At 67.1% G+C, this 23,370-nt stretch carries 20 protein-coding genes and 1 other RNA gene; 14 read left to right on the top strand and 7 right to left on the bottom strand.

Annotated features, from left to right (window positions below; translation table 11 throughout):
- The first annotated feature begins 12 nt into the window (after nucleotides 1-12).
- Genes pstC through phoR form a run of 6 tightly spaced genes read left to right on the top strand, consistent with a single transcriptional unit; the run spans nucleotide 13 to nucleotide 5,586 of the window.
- Entirely contained in the window at nucleotides 13-1,092 is a 1,080-nt protein-coding gene (gene pstC / locus GNX71_RS19405) for a phosphate ABC transporter permease subunit PstC (protein WP_206173827.1), read from the top strand.
- Nucleotides 1,089-1,973 carry a phosphate ABC transporter permease PstA gene (gene pstA / locus GNX71_RS19400; protein ID WP_206173826.1) on the top strand — a complete coding sequence of 295 codons (885 nt, stop codon included), beginning with the start codon at nucleotides 1,089-1,091 and terminating at the stop codon, nucleotides 1,971-1,973. Before pstC ends, pstA begins: the two co-directional genes overlap by 4 nt.
- Before the next feature lie 19 nt (nucleotides 1,974-1,992).
- Nucleotides 1,993-2,772 (top strand): phosphate ABC transporter ATP-binding protein PstB, encoded by a 780-nt coding sequence (pstB, locus tag GNX71_RS19395; protein ID WP_013540926.1) that lies wholly within the window; start codon nucleotides 1,993-1,995, stop codon nucleotides 2,770-2,772.
- A 9-nt stretch (nucleotides 2,773-2,781) separates the two neighbouring features.
- The gene (gene phoU / locus GNX71_RS19390; protein WP_013540927.1) at nucleotides 2,782-3,483 is read left to right on the top strand and encodes a phosphate signaling complex protein PhoU; all 702 of its coding nucleotides are present in this window, start codon (nucleotides 2,782-2,784) and stop codon (nucleotides 3,481-3,483) included.
- Between the two features lie 28 nt (nucleotides 3,484-3,511).
- On the top strand, nucleotides 3,512-4,204 hold the full coding sequence (gene phoB / locus GNX71_RS19385; protein WP_056580146.1) for a phosphate regulon transcriptional regulator PhoB: 693 nt from the start codon (nucleotides 3,512-3,514) through the stop codon (nucleotides 4,202-4,204).
- A gap of 44 nt (nucleotides 4,205-4,248) precedes the next feature.
- Nucleotides 4,249-5,586 (top strand): phosphate regulon sensor histidine kinase PhoR, encoded by a 1,338-nt coding sequence (phoR, locus tag GNX71_RS19380; protein WP_206173825.1) that lies wholly within the window; start codon nucleotides 4,249-4,251, stop codon nucleotides 5,584-5,586.
- A 6-nt stretch (nucleotides 5,587-5,592) separates the two neighbouring features.
- Here the strand turns inward: phoR and GNX71_RS19375 are convergent, their stop codons facing one another.
- The 3 genes from GNX71_RS19375 to GNX71_RS19365 form a co-directional block, all read right to left on the bottom strand.
- Nucleotides 5,593-6,936 carry an MATE family efflux transporter gene (locus GNX71_RS19375; RefSeq protein ID WP_206173824.1) on the bottom strand — a complete coding sequence of 448 codons (1,344 nt, stop codon included), beginning with the start codon at nucleotides 6,934-6,936 and terminating at the stop codon, nucleotides 5,593-5,595.
- 3 nt (nucleotides 6,937-6,939) lie between these two features.
- Nucleotides 6,940-8,667, bottom strand: a complete 1,728-nt coding sequence (locus tag GNX71_RS19370; protein WP_206173823.1) for a hypothetical protein — start codon at nucleotides 8,665-8,667, stop codon at nucleotides 6,940-6,942.
- 75 nt (nucleotides 8,668-8,742) lie between these two features.
- Nucleotides 8,743-9,012, bottom strand: a complete 270-nt coding sequence (locus GNX71_RS19365) for a type B 50S ribosomal protein L31 (protein ID WP_206173822.1) — start codon at nucleotides 9,010-9,012, stop codon at nucleotides 8,743-8,745.
- 191 nt (nucleotides 9,013-9,203) lie between these two features.
- Between GNX71_RS19365 and GNX71_RS19360 the strand changes: the two genes are divergently transcribed.
- Nucleotides 9,204-10,271 carry an oxidoreductase gene (locus GNX71_RS19360; protein ID WP_206173821.1) on the top strand — a complete coding sequence of 356 codons (1,068 nt, stop codon included), beginning with the start codon at nucleotides 9,204-9,206 and terminating at the stop codon, nucleotides 10,269-10,271.
- A 54-nt stretch (nucleotides 10,272-10,325) separates the two neighbouring features.
- On the opposite strand, the gene rho is transcribed toward GNX71_RS19360, so the two are convergent.
- A complete protein-coding gene (gene rho / locus GNX71_RS19355; protein ID WP_013540932.1) occupies nucleotides 10,326-11,591 on the bottom strand; it encodes a transcription termination factor Rho in 1,266 nt (421 codons plus the stop codon).
- A gap of 181 nt (nucleotides 11,592-11,772) precedes the next feature.
- Nucleotides 11,773-12,105: a thioredoxin TrxA gene (trxA, locus tag GNX71_RS19350; RefSeq protein WP_042578306.1), complete on the bottom strand. Its 333-nt coding sequence runs from the start codon at nucleotides 12,103-12,105 to the stop codon at nucleotides 11,773-11,775.
- A gap of 157 nt (nucleotides 12,106-12,262) precedes the next feature.
- Between trxA and GNX71_RS19345 the strand changes: the two genes are divergently transcribed.
- The 3 genes from GNX71_RS19345 to GNX71_RS19335 are packed head-to-tail and all read left to right on the top strand — an operon-like array spanning nucleotide 12,263 to nucleotide 19,310.
- A complete protein-coding gene (locus GNX71_RS19345; protein ID WP_206173820.1) occupies nucleotides 12,263-14,818 on the top strand; it encodes a PD-(D/E)XK nuclease family protein in 2,556 nt (851 codons plus the stop codon).
- On the top strand, nucleotides 14,815-18,075 hold the full coding sequence (locus GNX71_RS19340; RefSeq protein WP_206173819.1) for a UvrD-helicase domain-containing protein: 3,261 nt from the start codon (nucleotides 14,815-14,817) through the stop codon (nucleotides 18,073-18,075). Before GNX71_RS19345 ends, GNX71_RS19340 begins: the two co-directional genes overlap by 4 nt.
- Complete coding sequence (locus tag GNX71_RS19335) at nucleotides 18,072-19,310, top strand: TIGR03862 family flavoprotein (protein WP_206173818.1); 1,239 nt, start codon at nucleotides 18,072-18,074, stop codon at nucleotides 19,308-19,310. Before GNX71_RS19340 ends, GNX71_RS19335 begins: the two co-directional genes overlap by 4 nt.
- 12 nt (nucleotides 19,311-19,322) lie before the next feature.
- Here GNX71_RS19335 and GNX71_RS19330 read toward each other — a convergent pair whose 3' ends face one another.
- On the bottom strand, nucleotides 19,323-19,712 hold the full coding sequence (locus GNX71_RS19330) for a GNAT family N-acetyltransferase (protein WP_346776872.1): 390 nt from the start codon (nucleotides 19,710-19,712) through the stop codon (nucleotides 19,323-19,325).
- Between the two features lie 135 nt (nucleotides 19,713-19,847).
- An RNA gene (gene ffs / locus GNX71_RS19325) (signal recognition particle sRNA small type) lies at nucleotides 19,848-19,944 on the bottom strand.
- Nucleotides 19,945-20,057: 113 nt separating this feature from the next.
- On the opposite strand from ffs, the gene dnaX reads away from it, so the two are divergent.
- From dnaX to GNX71_RS19305, 4 genes are all read left to right on the top strand, one after another.
- On the top strand, nucleotides 20,058-21,923 hold the full coding sequence (gene dnaX, locus GNX71_RS19320; protein WP_206173816.1) for a DNA polymerase III subunit gamma/tau: 1,866 nt from the start codon (nucleotides 20,058-20,060) through the stop codon (nucleotides 21,921-21,923).
- Between the two features lie 66 nt (nucleotides 21,924-21,989).
- Entirely contained in the window at nucleotides 21,990-22,322 is a 333-nt protein-coding gene (locus GNX71_RS19315; RefSeq protein WP_007836669.1) for a YbaB/EbfC family nucleoid-associated protein, read from the top strand.
- 7 nt (nucleotides 22,323-22,329) lie between these two features.
- Nucleotides 22,330-22,920, top strand: coding sequence for a recombination mediator RecR (gene recR, locus GNX71_RS19310; protein ID WP_013540938.1), 591 nt, complete (start codon nucleotides 22,330-22,332; stop codon nucleotides 22,918-22,920).
- A gap of 17 nt (nucleotides 22,921-22,937) precedes the next feature.
- The gene (locus GNX71_RS19305) at nucleotides 22,938-23,330 is read left to right on the top strand and encodes an MAPEG family protein (RefSeq protein WP_206173815.1); all 393 of its coding nucleotides are present in this window, start codon (nucleotides 22,938-22,940) and stop codon (nucleotides 23,328-23,330) included.
- Nucleotides 23,331-23,370: the final 40 nt, after the last annotated feature.

The following is a 23,370-nucleotide window of genomic DNA, read 5'->3' as shown; positions in this document are numbered from 1 at the left end:
AACGGCGTATCCATGAGCAGCACTTCGCTCGGGGATGCGCCGCCTTCGTCTTTGCCGGAGCGACCCGTGTCATCCACTCTTCCTGCTGCCGCCACGTACGACCTCGCGGCCGACCGTGGCCGCGCCACTGCGCCGCCACCGCCGGTGAAGGCGCCGCGTTCCGGCCCCATGGCCGACCGCCTCTTCGGCTGGGCCGCCAAGGGCGCCGCGCTGCTGACGCTGGCGATGCTGATCGGCATCCTGGTGTCGCTGATCGCCGGTGCCTGGCCCGCCATTTCCAAGTACGGCCTCAGCTTCCTCACCAACAGCACGTGGGATCCGGTCAAGGAAGAGTACGGCGGCCTCGTGATGATCTACGGCACGCTGGCCACCTCGTTCATCGCATTGGTGATCGCGGTGCCGGTGAGCTTCGGCATTGCCCTCTTTCTGACGGAGCTGTCGCCCAACTGGCTCAAGCGCCCGCTGGGCACGGCCATCGAATTGCTCGCCGCCGTGCCGTCCATCGTGTACGGCATGTGGGGCCTCCTGGTGTTCGGCCCGATTCTCTCGACCTGGGTGCAGCAGCCGCTGCAGAAGCTGCTGACCGGCGTGCCGTACCTCGGCGCCCTGGTGTCCGGCCCGCCCGTGGGCATCGGCATCTTGTCGGCCGGCATCATCCTCGCGATCATGATCATTCCGTTCATCGCCTCGGTGATGCGCGACGTGTTCGAAGTGACGCCGCCGCTCCTGAAGGAGTCGGCCTACGGCCTGGGCTCCACCACCTGGGAGGTCGTCTCCAAGGTCGTGCTGCCGTACACCAAGGCCGGCGTCATCGGCGGCATCATGCTCGGCCTCGGCCGGGCGCTGGGTGAAACGATGGCGGTCACGTTCGTGATCGGCAACATGAACCAGCTCAACTCGCTGTCGGTGTTCGAGGCTGCCAACAGCATCACCTCGGCCCTGGCCAACGAATTCGCCGAAGCCGGCGCGGGCCTGCACCAGGCTGCGCTGATGTACCTGGGCCTCGTGCTGTTCTTCATCACCTTCGTCGTGCTGACGCTTTCCAAGATCCTGCTGGCCAAGATGAAGAAGAGCGAAGGAACCAAGTCGTGAGCACAGCGCAAGACCTCATCAACGCCAAGGCGCTCACCGAGACGCGCCAGGCCAAGTTCGCCTCGCGCAACCGCGTCAACAAGATCGCGCTCACGCTGTCGCTCGCCGCGATGGTGTTCGGCGTGTTCTGGCTCGTGTGGATCCTTTGGGAAACGCTGCGCCTGGGCATCGGCGGCCTCGCCATTGCCACCTTCACCGAGATGACGCCGCCGCCGAACGAAGTGGGCGGCATCGCCAACGCGATCTTCGGCTCGTTCGTGATGGTGATGCTTGCCACCTTCGTGGGCACGCCGATCGGCATCATGGCCGGCATCTACCTGGCCGAGTACAACCCCAAGGGCTGGCTCGCCTCGGTCACGCGCTTCGTCAACGACATCCTGCTGTCGGCGCCCTCGATCGTGATCGGCCTGTTCGTCTACGCGGTGGTGGTGGCCTACTTCAAGACCTTCTCGGGCCTGGCCGGTGCGCTGGCGCTCGCGCTGATCGTGATTCCGGTGGTGATCCGCACCACCGAGAACATGCTGCAGCTGGTGCCGCCGGGCCTGCGCGAAGCGGCCTACGCCCTGGGCACGCCGAAGTGGAAGGTCATCATCAGCATCACGCTGCGCGCCGCGCGCGCCGGTGTGGTCACCGGCATCCTGCTGGCCGTGGCGCGCATCGCGGGTGAAACCGCGCCGCTGCTGTTCACCGCGCTGAACAACCAGTTCTGGACCGCCGACGTGAGCCAGCCGATGGCCAGCCTGCCGGTCACGATTTTCAAGTTCGCGATGAGCCCGTACGAGAACTGGCAACAGCTGGCCTGGGCCGGCGTGTTCCTGATCACCGTCGCCGTGCTCGCCCTCAATATCCTGGCGCGGGTCCTCACGCGCAACAAACACTGACTGAAGAAGAAGATCTCCCATGCCAAATACCGTCGCACAACCGTCGCGCTCGAAGATCTCGGTCAAGGACCTGAACTTCTACTACGGCAAATTCCACGCGCTCAAGGGCATCAACCTCGAGATTCCCGAGAACAAGGTCACGGCCTTCATCGGCCCGTCGGGCTGCGGCAAGTCGACCTTGCTGCGCACCTTCAATCGCATGTTCGAGCTCTATCCCGAGCAGCGCGCCGAGGGCACGATCGCCCTGGACGGCGAGAACCTGCTCACCTCCAAGCAGGACGTGGCACTCATCCGGGCCAAGATCGGCATGGTGTTCCAGAAGCCCACGCCGTTCCCGATGTCGATCTACGACAACATCGCCTTCGGCGTGAAGCTGTTCGAGAACCTCTCGGCCAGCGAGATGGACGACCGCGTCGAGTGGGCCCTGAAGAAGGCCGCCCTCTGGACCGAAGTGCGCGACAAGCTGCAGCAAAGCGGCTCTGGCCTCTCCGGCGGCCAGCAGCAGCGCCTGTGCATTGCGCGCGGCATCGCGATCAAGCCCGAAGTGCTGCTGCTCGACGAGCCGTGCTCCGCGCTCGACCCGATCTCGACGGCCAAGATCGAAGAACTGATCGCCGAGCTCAAAAACGAGTACACCGTGGTCATCGTGACGCACAACATGCAGCAGGCGGCCCGCTGCAGCGACTACACCGCCTACATGTACCTGGGTGACCTGATCGAATTCGGCGCGACGGAACAGATGTTCTTCAAGCCGCAGCGCAAGGAAACCGAGGACTACATCACCGGCCGTTTCGGCTAAGGAGACACCATGAGCGAGAAACATCTTTCCAGCCAGTTCGACAGCGAACTCAACGGCGTCTCGTCGCGCGTGATGGAGCTCGGCGGCATGGTCGAGTCGCAGATCCACACGGCGGTCTACGCGCTGCTGCAGTTCGATGCCGAGGCGGCCGACCGCGTGATGGAAACCGAGCACCGCGTCAATGCGATGGAAATCGACATCGACCGTGAGCTCTCGTCGATCATTGCGCGCCGCCAGCCGACCGCGCGCGACCTGCGCCTGCTGATCGCCATCAGCAAGACCACGGCCAACCTCGAGCGCGTGGGCGACGAGGCCAACAAGATCGCGCGCATGGTCAAGTCGATCATCGAGAGCGGTTCGGCCCGCCAGCTGCCCACGACCGAACTGCGCATCGCCGCCGACCTGGCCTCGGGCCTGCTGCGCACCGCGCTGGACGCGTTCGCGCGCCTGGACACGGCCGCGGCGCTGTCGATCCTGAAGGACGACGACCTGATCGACAAGGAGTTCGACGGGTTCGTGCGCAAGCTGGTCACCTACATGATGGAAGACCCCCGCACCATCTCGGCCAGCCTCGACCTGCTGTTCCTGGCCAAGGCCATCGAGCGCATCGGCGACCACGCCAAGAACATCGCCGAATTCATCATCTACATCGTCAAGGGCGCCGATGTGCGGCACACTTCGATGCAGGAAATCGAGTCCGCGCTGCAGTGACCCCGGCGGCAAGACTCCCCAAAACAGCATGAAGAAACCCCGAGTCCTGATCGTCGAAGACGAGTCCTCGATCGCCGAGCTGATCGCCGTCAACCTGCGCCACAACGGCTTCGAGCCGATCTGGTCGGAAGACGGTGCCGCAGCCCAGCGCGAAATCGACGCCTTCCTGCCCGACCTGATCCTGCTCGACTGGATGCTGCCGGGCCAGAGCGGCCTGCAGCTGGCGCGCCAGTGGCGCAAGGACCCGCGCACCAAGGCCATCCCTATCCTGATGCTGACCGCGCGGGGCGACGAGCCCGACAAGGTCGCAGGCCTGGATGCCGGCGCGGACGACTACATCACCAAGCCGTTCTCCACGCAGGAAATGCTGGCCCGCATCCGTGCGGTGCTGCGCCGTCGCGCCCCCGAGGTGGTGACCGAGCGCGTGGAAATCGGCGAGCTCGCGCTCGACACCTCCACGCACCGCGTGACCTGGCAGGGCGCCGCGCTCAAGGTCGGTCCGACCGAATTCAAGCTGCTGGCTTACCTGATGCAGCATGCCGAACGCGTGCACAGCCGTGCGCAGCTGCTCGACAAGGTGTGGGGCGACCATGTCTACATCGAGGAGCGCACGGTCGACGTTCACGTCAAGCGCCTGCGCGAATCGCTGGGTGCCGCCGCGCCGATGGTCGAAACCGTCCGGGGAGCAGGCTACCGCCTGACCGCCCAAGTCACGGTTTGAACGCCGTGGCGTCCCTTGGCCGCGGGCGCGGATAATCGCCCGCCATGCCTTTCCGAATCGCTACTTTTTTAATAGCGTCCCTTGCAATAGCAGCGGGCGCTGTCGGCATTTTTGGCTGGAAGTTCGGATGGCTGGGCGCCTGGTTGGGCTCGGTGCTGTGGCTGGGGCTCGATGCCTGGCGCGCCGAGCGGCTGCTGCAGGTGCTGCGCAACGACGCCGCCGGCCTGCCGACCCGGGGCCCCGGTGTCTGGGGCGAACTGGCCGAACGCATCCGCAAGCTGCTGCGCGACCGCGAGCAGCAGACCCGCCAGGCTGAAGACCGCCTGCAGGAATTTCTGGCCGCCATCCAGGCGTCTCCCAATGGCGTGATCCTGCTCGACGAGCAGGGCCGCATCGAATGGTGCAACCAGACGGCGGCCGGCCAGTTCGGCATCGATGCCGAGCGCGACCTGCTGCAGCACCTGGCCAATCTTGTGCGCGATCCGGCCTTCGTGGCCTACCTGGCGTCGTGGAACTACAGCCGCGATGTCGTCATCGACGCTTCCGGCCCGGGCCACACGCATCAGCGCAGCCATCCAGTGCGGCTGTCGGTGCAGGTGCATCCTTACGCGGGCAACCGCCGCATGCTGCTCACGCGCGACATCACGGCGCTGGAGCAGGCCGAGGCGATGCGGCGCGATTTCGTGGCGAACGTGTCGCACGAGATCCGCACGCCGCTCACGGTGCTGGCGGGCTTTGTCGAGACGTTGCAGAACCTGCCGCTCGATGCGGACGAACGCACGCGCTATCTCTCGCTGATGGGCCAGCAGTCGCACCGCATGGAAACGCTGGTGAACGACCTGCTGACGCTGTCACGACTGGAGGGCAGCGCGTCGCCTTCGGGCAACCAGTGGATCCGCATCCGCGCCCTGCTGGCGCAGTGCGAGGACGAGGGGCGCGGCCTGTCGGGCCGGCTCGCGCCGCTGGGCCATCGGCTGTCGTTCACCATCGATGCCGAGTCCGAGATATCGGGCGCGCCGACCGAGTTGCAGAGTGCGATGTCGAACCTTCTGAGCAACGCGATCCGCTACACGCCCGGCGGCGGCGAGGTGGCGGTGAGCTGGCGGGTGCTGCCCGATGGGCGCGGCGAGTATGCGGTGAAAGACACCGGCCCCGGCATCGCCGCCGAGCACATTCCGCGGCTCACCGAGCGCTTCTATCGCATCGACCGCAGCCGTTCGCGCGAGACCGGCGGCACGGGGCTCGGCCTTGCGATCGTCAAGCACATCGCACAGCGGCATGGCACCGAGTTGCGCATCGAGAGCACGGTGGGCAAGGGGAGCCGGTTTGCGCTGGTGTTCCCGGCCACGCGGGTGCGCGAGGCGCGCGTGCTGGTGAAGTGAGCCGTTTCAGGCCGACCGCTTCTTCATCGTCCACTGCAGCAGCGCACCGAACAGCAGGGCCGTGAGCACCAGAGCGCCGGCGCTCATGATCCAGAACGCCATCGGCGACTGCATGGCTTCCCATGGACCCAGGCCACGGTAGGCGAGCAGGTAGCTGCCGCCCAGCCCCAGGCCCCAGAGCATCGCGCAGTAGATGACCAGCGGCGCCAGCGTCACGCGGTAGCAGCGCAGCAGGAACACGCAGAGCGTCTGCAGGGCATCGGCGACGTGATAGAGCGCCACGGCCAGCAGCAGCGCGGCCGCCACCGCGATCACGGCGGGATTGTCCGAATACACGTTGGCGAGCTGATGGCGCAGCGCGACCATCACGCCCGCGTAGAGCAGCGCGCACGACAGTGTCAGCTCGAAGCCCAGCCGGCAGGCGTGCCTGGCCTTCGCCGCATCGCCGGCGCCCAGCCAGAAGCTCACGCGTGCACTGGTCGCGATGGCCAGCGACAGCGGCGTCATGTAGGCCACGGCCAGCAGGTTCGAGGCGATCTGGTGCGCAGCCGCCGCGGCCGTGCCCAGGCGCGCGATGAACAGCGCCATCAGCGTGAACGAGGTCACTTCCACCAGCACCGCGAGGCCGCCGGGCACGCCCAGCCGGGCGAACTGGCGGATTTGGTGCCAGTCGGGCGGCTCGATGCGTTTCCAGAGCGCATAGCCGCGGTAGAAGGGGCTACTGTGCAACAGCCAGACGGCGCAGCCGAGCATCGTCCAGTTCACGCACAGCGTGGCCCACGCGCAGCCGACGAGGCCCATGGCCGGCAGGCCGGCGCCGCCGAAGGTGAACCAGATCGACAGCGGCAGCTTCACGACCAGCGAGCCCAGTTGCAGCCAGGTCACGAGTTGGGGCTTGCCCAGGCTCTGGTTCAGCGTGCTGAAAAGGCGAAAGAGAAGGGCGGGCGCCAGCGCGAAGGCCAGCACGGCGAGGTAGGCCTCGACCTCGCCGCGCATGTCCGCCGGCACCTGGGTCCAGCGCAGCGCGCCGCCGGGCAGGAGCAGCATCACCATGCCCACCGCGATCAGGATCGCGGCCAGATACAGCGACTGCCGCACCGAGCGGCCCACCTCATTGCCGCGGCCCGCGCCGTGCAGTTCGGCCCATACCGGCAGCAGCGCCTGCAGCACGCCCATCAGCGAGACATACACGCTCACGAAGATGGCCGCGCCGACCGAGAGCGCGGCCAGCGCGTGTTCCGAATAGCGTCCCGCGATGATGGTGTCGGTCACGCCGAAGGCCATCACGGCCAGCTGGCCGACCAGCACCGTGCCGGCGTGGCGTGCGATCAGTCCCCGTTCACCTGTCACGGATCAGGGCACGATCTTTTGATAGAGCAGCAGGTCGTCCGCCGCGCTGCTGGGGCGGCGCAGGGTGCCGCTGAAGCGCCACTTCTCGAGGGGAATGATGGTGTGCAGCCGTTCGATCGTGTCGGGGCTCACCACCAGCCAGGGGCAGTCGGTGCCCAGCAGCAGCGGCTGCAGGTTGAAATTGCCGTGGTGGCGCAGCGCCGCGATGTGCGGCCGGCTGAGTGCCAGTTCGGCGATGCAACTGGGCTGGCCCACGCGCTCGGCGACGGCGTGTACCTGGGGCAGGTAGCTGCGCGCGTAGTCGATGGGCGGCAGCCAGAGCGTCATCAGCAGCATCCAGCAAAGCGCAGTGCCGCCGGCCGGAAGCACCAGCGTTTTCCAGAGAGCGGCGCGGTGGCGCCCGGTGCGCCAGCGCACCAGCCAGCACCAGGCAATGGTCGCAGCCAGCGCGAGCACGAAGGCGATCGGCGAGAACTCGGCCACGAAGCCCGGCACCAGGCGCGCGACGCTGGCCGCGGGCTTGCGCGGCATGCCGGTCAGCATGGCGATCCAGTAGAGCCAGCCCAGCACGGCCAGGCCGCTGAAGAAGAGCACGTTGAACCAGTCGATCAGCGCCGAGGCGCTGCGCCGAAAGGTCGGCAGCGCGAAGGCCGCGAGCGTGGCAAAGGCGGGCAGCGCCAGCAGCAGCGAGCGGTCGGAGTAGTCGGTGGTCCAGGTGGCGGCCAGCGGCACGAGCGCGAACCAGAACGGCAGCGCGACATGGCGCGCCGTGAGCTGCCGGCGCCAGCGCCAGAGCGTCCAGATCGCGAGCGGCCAGACCGGCCAGGTGAACCACAGCAGCAGCTTGGCCTGGCTGCGGATTTCCCCGAGCACCGAGTTGCCGTCGAGCGTGATCTTCCACTGCGACAGGCCGAGGCCGAACACCAGCGCGGCGGCCAGCAGCGTGACGCCGACCATCGTGAAGAGGGCGCCGCGGGTGTAACCGGGGCCGTCGTCGGTGCTGGCATCGACGCCGGCCTTGGCGGTGCGGCGGCGTTCGTAGGCGATGTAGAGCGCGCTGCCCGTGGCAAGCGCCAGCCCGACGGTCGGGGCGCCGCTCAGCGTCATGCCGAGCGTGCCGATCACCAGCGCGATCACCGGGCCTGCGCGGCGGTACGGCAGGGCAGCTACGCCGTAGAACAGGTGCGAGGCGAAATACAGCTGTGCGAGCGCCGGCGTGGTTTCATGACCGAGCTGGGCGAGGCCCAGGCAGGCGATCAACGCGAGCAGGCCGCCATCGGCGATGGCGCGCGCGTAGTCGGTCGGACGCGCTTCGCCGCCGAAGGCGAACGCCACCGGCTGCGCGCGCGCGGTGCGGGCGAGGTAGTAGACGGCGTACCAGGTGGCGGTGAAGGTGCCCCAGAGCAGCAGCGCGAAGACGAATCGCACGGCCAGGTCGGGGTTCAGCCACGCGGGGGCGAGCTTGATCGCCAGGGCGCCGATCCAGTACGGGACCAGCGCGGGCGTCTCGGGCTGCATGCCCAGCAGCAGCGGATCGAACCAGCGCGCGATGCCTTCGGTGCTTCGGGCCAGTTCGGCCATGTAGCCGAAGGCGGTGATGTCGGCGCTCTTCCACGGTCCACGGCCGACCAGGCCCGGCAGCAGGTAGGCCGCGCACAGCAGCAGCAGTGCGATGCGTGGCAGCCGGCGCACGGCATTCTGGGCAACGATCGCGGGAGTGGGCTGGTTCAAAAGGGCGAAAGGAGATTCGGAATGAAAAAGGGCAGCGCGGTAAACCGGGCTGCCCTCGACGCCAAAGCGCGTGCTTTACTTCGAAGCGGCGCCGGTGGTCTTGCCGAAGCGGTTGCGGAACTTCTCGACGCGGCCGCCCATGTTGTCGACCGACTTCTGCGTGCCGGTGTAGAACGGGTGCGATTCGCTCGTGGTGTCCAGCTTGAACAGGGGCAGCTCGCGACCGTCGTCGGTCTTGCCCATTTCCTTGGTGCTCGCGCACGAACGGGTCACGAACTTGAAACCGTTCGACATGTCGACGAACAGGATTTCGCGGTAATTCGGGTGGATGCCTTCTTTTGCCATGGTGTTTCCTTTTGCGCTGTTGGAATCAATGCGCGGTCGATGCGAGAGCCACAAGCGCGCCAACTGTCGAATGGACTGGGTCGGCGGCTGTCCCGGGGTGAGGGGATCGCTGGGCAGGACGCCCGGCTGCACTTTTCGCGGAGCCAGCGATTATCGCATACTGGCCGTTTTGCGCGAAAAGCGGCCTACAGATGACTTCCACAGCGTTGCGAGCCGGCCTCGTCGGCTACGGTTTTGCCGGCCAGACCTTTCACGCGCCGGTGCTTTCGGCGGTTCCGGGGCTTGAACTGGCGGCCGTGGCGAGTTCGCAGCCGCACAAAGTCCACGCGGACTGGCCCGGCGTGGCCGTGGTGCCGGACGTGGCGGCGCTCGTGGCCCGTGCAGACATCGACCTGGTCGTGGTCGCCACTCCCAATGCCCAGCATCACCCGGTCGCCAAGGCGGCGCTGGAGGCTGGCAAGCATGTGGTGGTCGACAAACCTTTCACGCTCGACGTGGCCGAAGCGCGGGAGCTCGAATTGTTGTCTCGGCGCAACAATCGCGTCCTGGCGGTCTATCAGAACCGGCGTTTCGACGCCGATTATCTGACGCTGAAGGACCTTCTCGCGAGTGGCGAGCTGGGCCGGCCGGTGTACCTGGAATCGCATTTCGACCGCTTCCGGCCCGAGGTTCGCGAGCGTTGGCGGGAGCAGCCGGTGCCGGGTTCGGGCTTATGGATGGACCTTGGCTCGCACCTGGTCGATCAAGTCGTACAGCTCTTCGGTCGGCCTGACACGCTGCAGCTCGACACGGCCGCATTGCGGGACGGTGCATTGGTTGAAGACTATTTCCACGCCGTGCTGCGCTATGAGAGCGGCCCACATGCGCCTTTGCGCGTGGTGCTTCATGCCACGACGCTCGCGGCCCACCCCGCGCCGCGCTACATCGTGCACGGCACGCGCGGCAGCTACGTCAAGCACGGCGTCGATCCACAGGAAGATGCGCTGCGTGCCGGCCAGCGGCCGCCGGCCGAAGGGTGGGGTGCCGATCCGCTCGATGGAGAACTCACGCTGATCGGCAGCGACGGTGCGCCGCACTTTCGCGCCTTGCCGACCCGGGCCGGCAATTACGTCGACTACTACGCGGCGGTCCGTGACGCGATCCTGGGCAAGGGTCCGAACCCGGTCCCGCCCGAGCAGGCCGTCGCGCTGATGGAGCTCCTTGACATCGGCCGCCAGAGTGCAGTCGAAGGCCGCGCCATCCGTATCGAACGCCCATGAAAAAAGCGCGTCGGTCCGTGAGGGCCAACGCGCTTTTGCGGGAGAGCGTGAAGCTCAGCCGCCGCGACGCATCATGTCGAAAAATTCGACGTTGGTCTTGGTCGCCTTCATGTTCTTGAGCATCAACTCCATCGACTCGATCTCGTCCATGTTGTACATGAGCTGACGCAGGATGCGGGTCTTCTGCAGGATCTCGGGGGCCAGCAGTAATTCTTCGCGGCGCGTGCCGCTGCGGTTGAGCTGGATCGAGGGGAACACGCGCTTTTCGTACAGGCGGCGGTCCAGGTGGATTTCGGAGTTGCCGGTGCCCTTGAACTCTTCGAAGATCACTTCGTCCATGCGGCTGCCGGTGTCGATCAGCGCGGTGCCGATGATGGTCAGCGAACCGCCTTCTTCCACGTTGCGCGCGGCGCCCAGGAAGCGCTTGGGGCGCTGCAGCGCGTTGGAGTCCACGCCGCCGGTCAGCACCTTGCCCGACGAGGGCACGACGTTGTTGTAGGCACGGGCCAGACGGGTGATCGAGTCCAGCAGGATCACCACGTCCTTCTTGAGTTCGACCAGGCGCTTGGCGCGCTCGATCACCATTTCGGCGACGTGCACGTGGCGGGCTGCGGGCTCGTCGAAGGTCGAAGCGATGACTTCGCCCTTCACCGTGCGCTGCATTTCGGTCACTTCTTCAGGGCGCTCGTCCACGAGCAGCACCATCATGTGCACGTCGGGGTAGTTGGCGCTGATCGCGTGGGCGATGTGCTGCATCATCACCGTCTTGCCGCTCTTGGGCGGCGCCACGAGCAGGGCGCGCTGGCCTTTGCCGATGGGGGCGATGATGTCGATGATGCGGCCCGTGATGTTCTCTTCGCCCTTGACGCCGTCGCGTTCCAGCTTCATCTGTTCCTTGGGGAACAGCGGCGTCAGGTTTTCGAACATCACCTTGTGCTTGTTCTGCTCGGGCGGACCGTCGTTGACCTTGTCCAGCTTGGTCAGTGCGAAGTAGCGCTCGCCGTCCTTGGGCGTGCGCACTTCGCCTTCGATCATGTCGCCGGTGTGCAGGTTGAAGCGACGCACCTGGCTCGGCGAGATGTAGATGTCGTCGGTGCTGGCGGTGAAGCTGGTGTCGGGGCTGCGCAGGAAGCCGAAGCCGTCGGGCAGGATTTCGAGCACACCGTCGGCGAAGACCTGTTCGCCGGCCTTTGCGCGCTTCTTGATGATCGCGAACATCAGCTCCTGCTTGCGCATGCGGCCGACGTTTTCGATCTCAAGCGCTTCAGCCTGCTTGAGGACTTCAGACACGTGGAGTGCCTTGAGTTCGTTTAAGTGCATGGAATGACCCCTCGCGGGGTAATCGAAACGGAAAACGGGGGGAGGTTGAATGTGTAGCGAGAACTGCTGCACTAACCGGGGAACTCGAACCGGTTGCCTGAAAGGGCCGGTGATCTGTGGGAGATTATGACAGGAAAAACGCGCCGGCCAACGCATTGCGCGTTGGCCGGGTGAAATGCCTTCAGGCGAGTTGCTGGTCGATGAAGGCCGTGAGTTGCGCCTTGCTCATGGCGCCGACCTTGGTGGCGGCCAGCTGGCCGTCCTTGAACAGCATGAGCGTGGGGATGCCGCGGATGCCGAACTTGGCGGGGATGTCGCGGTTCTCGTCCACGTTCAGCTTGGCGATCTGCAGCTTGCCTTCATAGGTGGCCGACACTTCGTCGAGGATCGGGGCGATCATCTTGCAGGGACCGCACCATTCGGCCCAGTAGTCGACCAGCACCGGCTGGCTGGACTTGAGCACGTCGGCTTCGAAAGAGGAATCGGAGATGTGTTTGATGAGTTCGCTGGCCATGTGATGTGTCCTTGTGCGCAGAGAGTTTCGGTGCAGCTAAAGTGCAGGTCATTGTGACAGAAACCAAGGGGTGACGTGCCATGCGCAGCCGCTATGGCGGCGATAGCCAAAGGCCTTGCGGATCACGTCCTCGCACTCTCAAACCCCTCGATAGAACATGAACGAAGGCCACCCCGTCCACGCCTTGTGGTGCGACCCCGCCGACGGCGTCGTCGCGCGGATCGTCCGCGCGCTCGCCGAACGCGAGCTGCATGCGGCGCGCACCGTGGTGCTGGTGCCGTATGCGCAATTGATGAGCGTGGCGCGCGGCATGTGGGCGCGTTGCGGCAGCGCGGGCTTCGTGCCGCGCTTCGAGACCACGCACAACTGGGCGCGCAGCGCGGGCGGCTTTCTGCCGACGGGCTACGACATCGCATTCGACATGGCACGCGACCTCATCACGGCCCAGGCGCTGCTGTCGCAGTCCGGGTTCAACAACGAGCGCTTCGCCTTGGCAGGCCGCGTCGTCGAGCTGGCTTACCAGCTCGCGCCGCTCGCGTCGGCATCGCTCCCCGATGAGCGCGTCGGCGAGTGGGCCCGGCGTGCCGCGCAGGTGGCCGAGGCGGGCAGCGAGTCGGAGTGGTTCCGCATCGAGAGCGCGCTGATCCGCATCGCCGTCGCCTGGGCCGCGACCTCGGGCTACGCAACCGACGTGTTGCTGCGCGAGAGCGTGCGCAACCAGGTCGATGCGCTGATCGTGCTCGAAGGTTTCCAGACCGATCCGCTCACCCAGACGCTGTGCACCCTGTGGGGCGAGCACGCACTGCATCTCTCGCTGGTGCCCGCGAACACGCCCGTGGACCCCGCGGCGTCGCACGTGGCCGCAGACCCCGAGGACGAGGCCCAGCTCGCCGCCGCCTGCGTGCTGCGCCACCTCGCCGAAGGCCGCGCGCCGGTCGCGTTGATCGCCACCGACCGCGCGCTGACGCGCCGCATCAGCGCCCAGCTCAAGGCCCAGGGCATCGTCACGCACGACGAAACCGGCTGGAAGCTCTCGACCACCCGCGCCGCCGCCACGCTGATGAGCGCGCTGCGCGCCTGTGCCCACGACGCCGCCAGCGACCAGGTGCTCGAGTGGCTCAAGAGCGGCGCCGATGGCGATGCGTTGGCCGTGCAGGCGCTCGAAGTGCGTCTGCGACGCGAGGGCCTGCGCGACTGGTCCGCATGGTGCAGCCTCGTCGCCCGCAGCGAGAAGCCGAGCGATGTGGCGCTGCTGCCCTACACCGAGTCCATCGAGGCACGCCGTGCAGCGATGATGAAGTCCAGGCCCGTGGCCGAGTGGCTGCGCGCGTTGCGTGAGCTGCTCGAAGGCAGCGGGCAATGGACGCCCCTTGCCGACGACATGGCCGGCGGCAAGGTCATCGCCGCGTTGTGGCTCGATGCCGAGGCCCACGGCGATGCCGACGAGTTCCCCGGCGGCCGCCACACGCTCGCCGAGTTCACCGCCTGGGTGCGCGACGTGCTCGAAGACGCGAGCTTCGTGCCGCCCGCCGGCGACCAGGCGCCCAAGGTGATCGTTCTGCCGCTCTACCAACTGCTGGGCCGCGCATTCGGCGCCGTGGTCATCCCGGGTTGCGATGACCGACGCCTGCCCGCATCGCCCGAACCCCCCGGCAACTGGAGCGCCGCCCAGCGCCTCGAACTGGGCCTGCCGTCGCGCGAAACCCTTGAAGCCGCGCAACGCTCGGCCTGGACCGCGGCCCTGCACAACCCCTGGTGCGAACTGGTCTGGCGCGCGTCCGACGCGAGCGGCGAGCCCGTTCGTCCGAGCCCGCTGGTGCAGGCGCTGCAGCTTGACCACGTGCTGCAACCTGCCATCGATCCACGCCCTGCGCGCGACGTGACCGTGCAGCCGACCACGGTCCCCACACCTTCGGGTGCATTGCTCCCGCTGGAGAACATCTCGACCAGCGTGTACGAAGACCTGCGTCGCTGCCCCTATCGCTTCTTCGCGCTGCGGCAGCTGGGGCTGCGCAGCGCTGACGAGCTCGACGTGGAGGTCGACAAGCGCGACTTCGGCAACTGGCTGCACGCCGTGCTCGGCCATTTCCATGAGGCGTTGATCGAAACCCCGACGCAGGATGCACAGGAGCGCGTGGAACGCATCGAAGAAGCCGCGCATCGCGCCACGCGCGAGTACGGCCTTTCCGACGCCGAGTTCCTTCCGTTCGCCGCGGCGTGGCCCGCGGTGCGCGACGGCTATCTCGAATGGCTCGCGGGGCATGAGGCGGGCGGCGCGGTGTTCGTCGAATCCGAGCCCTGGAAGGAGCAGCCGCTCGGCGGCCTGCGCCTCGTCGGCCGCCTCGACCGGATCGACCGCACATCCGATGGCCAGGCCCTCGTGATCGACTACAAGACCGAGTCCGCGAGCGTCACCAAGGAGCGCGTGAAGGACCCGACCGAAGACACCCAGCTAGCCTTCTACGCGGCCCTGGTGGCCGACGACACCTTGCGTGCGGCCTACGTCAACGTGGGCGAGAAGTCCTCGGGCACGCAGACCGTCGAGCAGCCTGCGGTGGTCGAGGCAAGGGATGCGCTGGTGGCCGGCATCATGAGCGACTTCACGCGCATCGCCGAGGGAGCGGCGCTGCCGCCGCTGGGCGAGGGCGCCGTCTGCGACTACTGCGCGGCCCGTGGCCTGTGCCGCAAAGACTTCTGGGAGGTGTCCAAGTGAACGGCGCAGCCTACGAACACAACGGCCGGCACGTCACACGCGAAGCCTTCTACACCGTCGCCTGCGATCCGCGCCGCTCCGTCGCCGTCGAAGCCTGCGCGGGTGCAGGCAAGACCTGGATGCTGGTGTCGCGCATCCTGCGGGCATTGCTCGAAGAGGGCGACTCCGCCTGCGAGCCGCACGAGATCCTCGCGATCACTTTCACCAAGAAGGCCGCCGGCGAGATGCGCGAGCGTCTCGACCAATGGCTCGAACAGTTCGCCGAGCAAAGCCCCGAAGAACTGGTCAAGCAGCTCGTGATGCGCGGCGTCGAACCTGCCGCCGCGCTGGCTGCAGTGCCGCGGCTGAAGGGCCTCTACAGGCGCCTGCTCGAAGGCGGCCGCCCCGTGCAGTTCCGCACCTTCCACGCCTGGTTCGCCGGCCTGCTGCGCAACGCGCCGCTCGCGGTGCTGCGCGAGCTGGGCCTGCCATCCAACTACGAACTGCTCGAAGACGATGCCGAGGCACGCGGCCACACCTGGCGGCCCTTCTTCGAAGCAGTCACCGCCGACAAACATGCGTTGGCCGACTACTACGCCGTCGTCGCGACGCACGGCCGCTCGCAGACGGCCAAGGCGCTGGGCGAAGCGCTGACCAAGCGGGTCGAGTTCTCGCTGGCCGATGCGGAAAACGCCGTACAGCACTTCAGCGCACTCTATCCGTCGCTCGAAGGCCTCGACGAACCAACCGATGCCCTGCGTGGCGAGCCGGTCCGCCGCCGGTGGCTAGACCGAGCCGCCGCGCTCGGCCGCGAGACCAACAAGACGCCGCAGAAGGCGGCCGAGGCCATCATCGACGTGTTCGGCGTCGGCGAGCCTCCAGTCGAATCGCTCTCCGCTGCGCTCGCGCACCTGAGAAAGAACTTCTTCGTCGCGAGCGAAGACCGGCTCAACAAGAACCTGCAGAAATTCCCCGCCGCGCAGGAGGCCGAGGCCGAGCTCCAGGTGCTGTGCGCCGCGCAGGCCCAGCACGCCGCATGGCTCTACCAGCAGCGCATGACGCGGCTCACGCGCCTTTTGATCGCCGCCTTCGCCGACGTCAAGCGCGCCCACGGCTGGGTCGACATGAACGACGTCGAGCAGGCCGCGCAGTTGCTGCTCGGCCAGTCCGCGTTGTCGGGCTGGGTGCAGGAGCGGCTCGATGCGCGCATCGCGCATCTTTTGATCGACGAGTTCCAGGACACGAATCCTCTGCAGTGGCAGGCCCTCTACGGCTGGCTCAGCGCCTACACCGGCGCGGGCGGCAGTGCGCCACGCGTGTTCATCGTGGGCGATCCGAAGCAGAGCATCTACCGCTTCCGCCGCGCCGAGCCGCAGGTGTTCATCGCCGCGAAGAAGTTCGTGCGCGAAGGGCTCGACGGCGAGTTGCTCAATTGCGACCACACCCACCGTAACGCACGCGCCGTGGTCGGGCTGGTCAACCAGGCCATGCTGGCCGCGCAGGATGCGGGCGAGTTCGACGGCTATCGCGCCCACACCACCGAGCGCGGCGACGAAGGCGAATTGCTCAAGCTGCCGGCCATCGACCGCGATGCGCTCGGCGACACGGCAGAAGCCGCACCCGCCGACGACGGCATGCTGCACTGGCGCGACAGCCTCGTCACGCCCCGCGTGCTGCCCGAAGAACAATTGCTGCAGAAGGAATGCGAGCAGGCCGCGCGCTGGGTGGCGCAGCGCATCGCCGATGGCATACCGCCCCGGCAGATCATGGTGCTGGCCCGCCGGCGCAATCGGCTGTCTGCGATGCAGGACGCGCTGCGCCAGCGCCACATTCCCGTGCAGCAACCCGAGAAGAACGAGCTGCACGATGCGCCCGAGGTGCAGGACATGGTCGCGCTGATCGACGCGCTGGTCTCGCCCGCGCATGATCTCTCGCTGGCGTGCGCGCTCAAGTCGCCGCTTTTCGGCATCGACGACGAGGTGCTGGTGCAACTGGCGTTGCGGCAGCGCGAGCATCCGTCGTCGAGCTGGTTCGCATTGATCCAGAAAGGCGAGGGCCTGCCGCCGGTGCTGGTCGAGGCGGGTGCCCGCCTGAAGAAATGGCAGCGCTGGCTTGTGACCCTGCCGCCGCACGATGCCATCGACGCGATCTTTCACGATGGCGATGTGCTCGCGAAGTTCGGCGCCGCCGTGCCCGCCGCGATGCGTCAGAGCGCGCTGGCCAACCTGCGCGGGCTGATGTCCGCATCGCTCGAGATCGAAGGCGCGCGCTTCGCCACGCCTTATGCGCTGGTCCGCGCCCTGCGTGCCGGCGGCGTGCGCGCGCCGTCGGTGGCTGCGCCCGATGCGGTGCAACTGCTGACAGTGCACGGCGCCAAGGGCCTGGAAGCCGACACCGTGCTGATGCTCGATTGCGATGCCGCACCGCCGCGCGCGCAGACCATGGGTGTGCTGGTCGAGTGGAAGGGCAGCGACAGCGCGCCGACGCGCTTCGTGTTCCTCGCGAGCGAGAAGACGCCGCCGGCCTGCGCGGCTGCGCTGCTGGAAGAAGAGCAACGCGCGCGTCATCGCGAGGAGCTCAATGGCCTCTACGTCGCGACCACGCGGGCGCGCGAGCGATTGGTGCTGTCGTCGGTGAAGCCGGCACGTGCCAACGAGGGCAGTTGGTGGGCGCGGCTGGAATCGGCCTGCGAGCCGATCGAGGCCGACGAGCCGCTGGTTGCACTGCCCGTCGAGACGGGCGTGGCCAGTTTCTCGATGAAGCAGATGCCTCCGGCGCCTGCTGCCGCCGATCAGCCTTCCGCCAAAAAGGCCGCCGACGCCACCGTCGACGCGCGCGCCGCGGCCTTCGGCCAGGCCATGCACCGGCTGCTCGAATGGGCGGTGCCGGGCGAGGCGCTGCCCTCGGCCCACGTGCGTGCAGCGGCCCGCGAATTCATGCTCGATCCACAGCAGGCGCGCGGCGCCGCGACGCTCGCCGAGCGCATCCGCGCAGGCGCAGGTGCCTGGGTGTGGGACGATCGCAGGGTCGATTGGCATGGCAACGAAGTCACGCTGGTCCACGAAGGCGAGACCCTGCGCATCGATCGGCTGGTGCGCGAGCGCGACAGCGGTGCCTGGTGGATCCTCGATTACAAATCCGCAGCGCGCCCCGAACGGGACGCGACGTTGATCGCACAGATGCAGCGCTACCGCGCGGCGGTGCAACATGCCTACCCCGGTGCCACGGTCCGCGTCGCGTTCCTCACCGGGCAGGGCGAACTGGTAAATCTCGAATGACCCTTTCCCCAACCGTCGCCGTGATCGGCGGCGGACCTGCCGGCCTGATGGCGGCTGAAGTCCTCGGCGCATCCGGCGCGCAAGTGCACGTCTACGACGCAATGCCCTCGGTGGGCCGCAAATTCCTGCTGGCCGGCCGCGGCGGGCTGAACCTCACCCATTCGGAGCCCTTCGATGTGTTCATGAGCCGGTTCGGTGAGCGCCGAGCGCAGCTCGAGCCGATGCTGGTGCAGTTCGGGCCGCAGCAGGTGCGCGAATGGGCGACGGGCCTGGGCATCGAGACTTTCGTGGGCACCTCGGGCCGCGTGTTTCCGACGGACATGAAGGCCGCGCCGCTGCTGCGCGCGTGGCTGCATCGGTTGCGCTCGGCGGGGGTGCAGTTTCATATGCGGCATCGGTGGCAGGGTGACGGGGCATTCGATGCGAATGCACTGCGCTTTGCGACGCCGGCAGGCGAGGTCACCGCCAAGGCCGACGCGGTGGTGCTGGCCCTGGGCGGCGCGAGCTGGGCGCGCCTGGGCTCCGACGGGGCGTGGGCACCGTGGCTGCAGGCACAAGGTGTGACGGTGGCGCCGCTGCTGCCCGCCAATTGCGGCTTCGACGGCGCAGGCTGGAGCGAACATTTTTCGAGCCGCTTTGCGGGGCAGCCTTTCAAATCGGTCGCGATCACCTTCACCGACAGCCAGGGGCGCCACTTTGCACGCAAGGGCGAGTTCGTTGCGACGGCCACGGGCATCGAAGGCAGCCTGATCTATGCGGCGTCGGCGCTGCTGCGTGACGAGATCGCCGCCCACGGCAGCGCAACACTGCTGCTCGATTTGCTGCCCGACCGCAGCACCGAACAGGTGCTGGCCGCGGTGAAGCACCCGCGCGGGGCGCGCTCGTTGAGCAGTCACCTCAAGAGCCGGCTCGGCATCGAAGGCATCAAGGCGGGCGTGCTGCACGAAGCGCTGAGCAAGGAGGCGATGCAGGACCCGGTGCAACTCGCCGCCACCATCAAAGCGGTGCCGCTGAAGCTGGTCGCGACGCGGCCCGTCGACGAGGCGATCAGTACGGCCGGTGGCGTGCGCTTCGACGCGCTCGATCCGGCGCTGATGGCGACGGCGCTGCCCGGCGTGTTCGCGGCAGGAGAAATGCTCGATTGGGAAGCGCCGACCGGTGGTTATCTGCTCACGGCGTCGATGGCCAGCGGGGCGGCTGCGGCGCGCGGAGCGATCCAGCGGTTGGGCCTGTAGCAGCAGGTCGGCTCAGCGCTCGCACGGCCAGAAGAACACCTGCTCGGGGTCGGCCGCATCGAGGTTGTCGATGTGGCCGCTCTCCCTGAAGCCGGCTTCTTTCAGCAGCGATTGCATCGCCCCGTTGGAGCGGTTCGTGGAGGTGAAAAGCTTGGGGCGTTCGCAGATCGACTGGAAGTGATCGACGAGCCTCAGGCCGAGTCGCCTGCGGCGAAACTTCTCGCCGACCATCAGCATCTCGATGAAGCCGCAGTCGAAGAAGTGGTGGTGCAGGACGCCGTAGGCGGCGATGTCGCCATCGACCTCGATCACGTGGCAGAAGCGGTCCTCGATCCACCCTTGGATCTGCGCGGCGCGCATCATGCGCGGCCACGGTGTCGAGACGCACCAGTGCTTCGAGATCGCTGATGTGGGCGGGCCGGATGTCCAAGTTCATGGATGGCTGCGCGAAGTTCTGGGAGGCTGAGGTGTCCGGGGCCGGTAACTCCTGGACACAGCGCGTGAGCTCTCTGGGAACTCACGGCTTCTGAATGTTAGGTTGACGAGCCTTACCCCTGGCACTGACTACGCAGTTAGGGCTGCTTGGTTCCCCACCTGACCCGGTTGGCCACTTCACCATGCAGGGAGGCCCGTCAGCCTGCATTCTAACCGGGTGAATTTGCCCCCTTCGCACAGGCGTGAATGATTTCGGAGGCGGTAGGGAAACAAGCGTGAAGTCGCCTCTCCGCGCCTTTTAGAATGCCCGCAATGTCTTATCTCGTGCTCGCTCGCAAGTTCCGTCCGAAAACCTTCGGTGAGATGGTCGGTCAGGGGCATGTGGTGCAGGCGCTCGAGAACGCACTGACCACGCAGCGCCTGCATCACGCCTATCTTTTCACCGGTACGCGGGGCGTGGGCAAGACCACGGTCTCGCGCATCCTGGCCAAGTCGCTCAACTGCCAGGGGCCGGACGGGCAGGGCGGCATCACCGCCACGCCGTGCGGCGTGTGCCAGGCCTGCCGCGACATCGATTCGGGCCGCTTCGTCGATTACACCGAGCTCGACGCGGCCTCCAACCGCGGTGTCGACGAAGTGCAGTCGCTGCTCGAACAAGCTGTCTACAAGCCGGTGCAGGGGCGCTTCAAGGTCTTCATGATCGACGAAGTGCACATGCTCACGAACACTGCGTTCAACGCGATGTTGAAGACGCTCGAGGAGCCGCCCGAATACCTCAAGTTCGTGCTCGCGACCACCGATCCGCAGAAGGTGCCGGTCACGGTGCTGTCGCGCTGCCTGCAGTTCAACCTGCGGCCGATGGCGCCAGAGACGATCCTCGAACACCTGACAGGCGTGCTGCAGACCGAGCAGGTGCCGGCCGAGCCGCAGGCGTTGCGCCTCCTGGCGCGCGCGGCGCGCGGCTCGATGCGCGATGCGCTGTCGCTCACCGACCAGGCCATCGCCTTCGGCAACGGCGAACTGATCGAGACCGGCGTGCGCCAGATGCTCGGCAGCGTGGACCGCGGCCATGTGTTCAAGCTGATCGAAGCGCTCGCGCAGGGCGACGGCAAGACGGTGGTCGACACCTCCGAGGCCTTGCGCCGCGATGGCATGTCGGCTGCTTCCACGCTCGAAGAAATGACGTCGGTGCTGCAGGCCATGGCCGTGCTGCAGGCGGTGCCTTCACGCGCGGAGTCCGCTGATTCGGCCACCGACCCTGATGCCGCCGACACCGCGCGCCTCGCATCGCTGATGCCGGCTGACGAAACGCAGCTGCTCTACAGCCTCTGCCTGCATGGCCGTGGCGAGCTGGGCCTGGCGCCCGACGAGTACGCCGCGTTGACGATGGTGCTGCTGCGGCTGCTGGCCTTCAAGCCTTCCAACGCGGCTGCTTCGACGGCTTCCCCGGAAAAAAAAACTCTGAATGAAGCCCAGGGCGCGGCGCCAAGGGCTCCGGCTCCCGTCGCTCGCCCTGTTCCGGCCCCGGCGCCCGTGGCCGAATCACCGCCTCGGGCAGCGCCTACGCCGCCCGTTCCGGCACCCGCTGCAGCATCGAATGCGCCGGCATCGGTTCCCGCGGGTCATCGCCTGGCCGTGGTCGACGAGCCCATGCGGCCTTCGGACCACAGGCCTTCTCCCACGGACGCTCCCGCCAAGGTCGTCGGCATGCCGATCCGCGTGCAGCCGCCTCCCGGCCAGCGCGATGCGCCGCGCACCGACGAGCAGCGCGGGCCGGCCGCACCGATCCCGCCCAGCGAGGACGGCGACTTCTGGTATGCCACGGTCACCCAGCTGGTCGCGGCCGAAAGCATCACGGCCCTCGCGCGTGAACTCGCCTTGCAGTCGCAGCTCGTGGGGCGCGACACCGATCAGTGGATCCTGCGCATCGAGCGCGAAACGCTCAACCAGCCCTCCAGCCGCGAGAAACTGACTGCGGCGCTCAACGCACTCGGCCACGACATCAAGCTCGCGATCGAGATCGGCGGCGTGGTCGACAGCCCCGCGCGCCGCAACCGGCACGCAGCCGACGAGCGCCAGCGCGTGGCCGAGGAAGCCATCCACAGCGACCCCGAGGTACAGATGCTGATGCGTGACTTCGATGCGAAGATCGTCCCCGGAACGCTGCGGCCCGCCTGAGGCGAACGCTGCAGCCGCGTCTCTTATCCTTCACCCCTTTTCTTCACCACACATACAGGACCAACGATGTTCAACAAAGGACAACTGGCCGGCCTCATGAAGCAGGCGCAGGCAATGCAGGACAACCTCAAGAAGGCCCAGGAAGAACTGGCCCACATCGAGGTCGAAGGCGAGTCGGGCGCGGGCCTCGTGAAGGTCGTCATGACCTGCAAGCACGACGTCAAGCGCATCACCATCGACCCGAGCCTCCTGGCCGACGACAAGGACATGCTCGAAGACCTCGTGGCTGCCGCTTTCAACGCGGCCGTGCGCAAGGCCGAGGAAACCAGTGAGCAGAAGATGGGCAAGCTCACGGCCGGCATGCCGGGCCTCCCGCCCGGCATGAAGCTGCCGTTCTGAGCGATTGATGGCCGACGCCAGTTCGCTCGACGCATTGGTCGATGCGCTGCGCCGTTTGCCCGGCGTCGGCGTCAAGTCGGCTTCGCGCATGGCGTTCCACCTGCTGCAGCACGACCGCGACGGCGCGCAGCTGCTTTCGCGCGCCTTGCAGCAGGCGGCCGGGAATGTGCGGCACTGCGAACTCTGCAACACCTTCACGGAAGCACCGATCTGCAGCGTGTGCATGGACTCGCGCCGCGACGGCACGAAGCTCTGCGTGGTCGAGACGCCCGCCGACCAGGCCGCGCTCGAACGCACCGGTGCCTTCCGCGGCTATTACTTCGTGCTGATGGGCAAGCTCAGTCCGCTCGACGGCATCGGTCCGAAAGACATCGGCCTGCAGAAGCTGTTCGACCGCGCGCTCGATGGCACGGTGAGCGAAGTCATCCTCGCCACCAACTTCACCGCCGAGGGTGAGGCCACCGCGCATGTGATCGGCGAAGCACTCAAGCAGCGCGGCCTTACCGTAACGCGGCTTGCGCGCGGCGTGCCGGCCGGCAGCGAGCTCGAGTACGTGGACCTCGGCACCATCGCGCACGCACTGGTCGATCGTCGATAGTGCGCAATCAACCCGACATGACCCTTTCCCTGCTCACCATCGCCTACTGGTGCGTGTTCATCGCCTGCGGCCTGCCGTACCTCGCGGCATGGATCGCGAAGGCCGGCAGCTTCGGTCCGCGCGACAACGTCCAACCGCGCGACTGGGCCGCGAAGCAGAGCGGTTGGCGTGCGCGCGCCAACAGCGCACAGGCCAACACCTTCGAAGGGCTGCCGTTCTTCATCGGCGCGGTGATCATTGCGCACCAACTGGGCGTGAACCAGGCGCGGCTCGACATGCTGGCGGCGGCCTATGTCGTCTTGCGCGTGATCTACCTTGCGATCTACATCAAGGGTCTCGGCGGCGTGCGCAGCGCGGTCTGGGCGCTCGCGTTCCTCGTCAACATCGCGATTCTTTTCCTCGCGAAATAAGCCATTCGACAGAGGCTTCGTGGAGGCCTTCGTACTTACG

It is taken from the genome of Variovorax sp. RKNM96, from assembly GCF_017161115.1.
Taxonomy (GTDB): Bacteria; Pseudomonadota; Gammaproteobacteria; order Burkholderiales; family Burkholderiaceae_C; genus Variovorax.
The sequence above is the reverse complement of the archived record's forward strand: the minus strand, read 5'-3'. Positions and strand labels throughout refer to the sequence as shown.